This window comes from Peptostreptococcus sp., from assembly GCF_977045075.1.
This window is the reverse complement of the sequence record NZ_CDRRTB010000140.1, coordinates 1-2,660: the sequence shown is the minus strand read 5'-3', so window position 1 is coordinate 2,660 and position 2,660 is coordinate 1. Positions and strand designations below refer to the sequence as shown.

Below are 2,660 nucleotides of genomic sequence, written 5' to 3'. Positions count from 1 at the left end.
CAGCAATCATGCAGGGGGCATCAGAGGTTATGGCTTACGGAACAGCTGTTAAGGTAAGAAAGAAATAAATAACCTGAATAGGTGGCAGGTATGCGCGAGCGTACCTGCTATTTTTGGTACTTTAAATTATCGTGTGGGTACCAATGAAATCAAGAGCACTTCAAGCTCAAATGCTTGAAGTGCTTTTTGAATGCTTAATCTCTAATTTTCTTGTATGTACCTCTTTTTCTTTTAGGAACACTATCACTGTGCAGGCTATTGTTTAGTGAATATTGAACATCTTTAGAAAGCGAATAGATAACTCTCTTTCTGAAGCGCTGAAAATTACTAATTCCTCTAGATACTGCTAGATAAGTACGCAGTTTTCCGTTAACATTTTCAGTGAATGAGTTAGATAGTTTCCTATCATCATAGGGCCTAAGATATGAGTTTAGGATTTCATACCTCCAGGTAAACTCATTAAACGGCCTAATTCCGGATGTTTTAAAGGCTTTAAGCATATCATCATAAAGGTTGGTAGCTTCATCATATGAGCAGTCTTTATTCATATTTCGATAGTGATATATGAATAAAGACTGCAAATCAATCACATCCTATGGAGGGATTTTTTGCACCTACACGATAATTTAGAGTGCCCTATTTTTCGTGTCACTAATAAACTCATCAGCAAACATCTTCGACATTGGGATAATGTTTATTGAATTTATAGACAAATTTAATCCGTAATATTAGGTATTGAAGTGCTACAATGTTGTGATATAATTAAGATATATAAGATTATTCTAATAGATATGGATGTATTGATTATTTTTGTTAGGAAATCTTTAATTACTAAACAATAGGATATAGAAACTTGTCAGACACCGACGAAAAATCGACCAGCGCCATCGTGCCATTTAAAGAATGGAAACCCTGTTCAAATGAGATGCTAATGACAAATATGCTTTCATAAGTCTCGTATTAAAGTTGCGTTAAAAGTAAAATAAATAATTTTTCTGCTCCGAATTATTATCTATATAGAGATGTTTTTGAGTTTTAACAATATAAAAAGATGTGAGAAATAGATTTTAAACTATATTTAGATAAAATTATTGGTAAATAAAATATCATAATAGAAAAGTAGGACATAGAAGAAATGCAGAATCCAAAAACTAAAGACAGAGCTAGTCAGTCTTATCGGAATTTAAAAAAAAATATTTCGAAAGTTGATGATGTGAGGCTTTTCCTTTTACTATTATTTATAATGGTATTTGTATTAACACTGGTGGCAGCGTATTTTAAGCATATAGGAAAAAATTTTCAAATTAATCCTGTTCAGACTCTTACACCTGCTATGGCAGCAATGATTACAATAAAGCTGAAAGATAAAACATGTATTCCAAACTGTTTTAATTATTACATAGGTTGCAGTGGTATCACAATAATTTTAATAAGTTTAGGGATAATTTCAAGTGTAAGCCCATGGTTATGCATGGGTATTTCAGGAAGTATTTTTTTAATTTCAATGTTATTTGAGGATAAAAAAATGCTGAAATATGGGGTCTGAGAGGAGGAAATATCAAAAAAACTATAAAATGGCTGCTTGCCTATATAATTTTAATTTCCTTTGCAATAACAAGCACATTTTTTGTTTTCTATTTTCTAGATTCGTATACAGAACAGTTCAAGACAGTGTTTTACAATGGAGATTACATTAACTCCAGAGTAATATTTGCAGATGCAATAGTAGAGATATTTACATTATACAAAACAAGGCTAATTTATATACCGATACATGTATTTAACCCTATTAGTATTTATATGATATTTGGAGAAGAATATGGATGGAGATTTTTTCTGCAACCAAGATTGCAAAAGAAATTTGGAGAAATAGGAGGAGTAGTCTTACTTGGAATAATTTGGGCAGTGTGGCATTTTAATAATGAATATTTTATGGAATTGCCAGAATCGGTAAAAGCATTTGGATATACATCGAGGGAGTATCTTTCGATAATATATAGTACTAGAATAGTAACAGAAATCTTTTTTTCGATATGGTTTGCATATTTTTACAAAAAATCAGGAAGTATATGGTGTATGGTGCTCATTCATGCTATTCACAATTTGATGAGTATATGGAGTATCTTTATAATAGCATTTAGATATAAGGGGCTGGTAGTTCAGACGATTATATTGCTTATAATATCTCTTCTGATTTTGAAAATGAGTGCATTTAGCGGAAATAAAAGCGATGGAGTGGTAAAAATTTGAGGATATAAAATTATGCTTACTACGATAAGAGAACATATTTGCTATAGCAACTTAAAAAAATAGATGATGATGAAACTATAATGAAGGTGTGCAAACAGTTTGGATTACAGGATATGATTGAAAGAGAATCTGAAACTATTGATACACAACTAGGGTTTTGGTTTGAAGTAGGAGGCAGGTATGCTCGCGCATGCCTGCTATTTTTTTATACTAGTTCTCATTTTGATGCTAAAGATGATGCTTTGAGCAATGCGAATTTTGAGTTTTGGATTGAGAGAAGCGGTCAAATGTGGTAAAATTTAGATAATAAAAAGGAGGTATGTTATGAAAAAGTTGACATTTATATATTTAAAAGGATGCCCATATTGTATGAAGGCGAAGAAAGCTTTTGATGCGCTTTTAAACGCAAA

General features: G+C 31.5%; 4 protein-coding genes. 3 read left to right on the top strand and 1 reads right to left on the bottom strand.

The window, feature by feature from the left end:
* Positions 1-194: 194 nt before the first annotated feature.
* Positions 195-548 carry a transposase gene (locus ACW6OJ_RS08025; RefSeq protein ID WP_456096273.1) on the bottom strand — a complete coding sequence of 118 codons (354 nt, stop codon included), beginning with the start codon at positions 546-548 and terminating at the stop codon, positions 195-197.
* A gap of 587 nt (positions 549-1,135) precedes the next feature.
* On the opposite strand from ACW6OJ_RS08025, the gene ACW6OJ_RS08020 reads away from it, so the two are divergent.
* The 3 genes from ACW6OJ_RS08020 (at position 1,136) to ACW6OJ_RS08010 (ending at position 2,546) form a co-directional block, all read left to right on the top strand.
* Entirely contained in the window at positions 1,136-1,546 is a 411-nt protein-coding gene (locus tag ACW6OJ_RS08020; RefSeq protein ID WP_456096272.1) for a hypothetical protein, read from the top strand.
* A 125-nt stretch (positions 1,547-1,671) separates the two neighbouring features.
* Complete coding sequence (locus tag ACW6OJ_RS08015; protein ID WP_456096271.1) at positions 1,672-2,250, top strand: CPBP family intramembrane glutamic endopeptidase; 579 nt, start codon at positions 1,672-1,674, stop codon at positions 2,248-2,250.
* Between the two features lie 113 nt (positions 2,251-2,363).
* On the top strand, positions 2,364-2,546 hold the full coding sequence (locus ACW6OJ_RS08010; protein WP_456096270.1) for a hypothetical protein: 183 nt from the start codon (positions 2,364-2,366) through the stop codon (positions 2,544-2,546).
* The last annotated feature ends 114 nt before the right edge of the window (positions 2,547-2,660 follow it).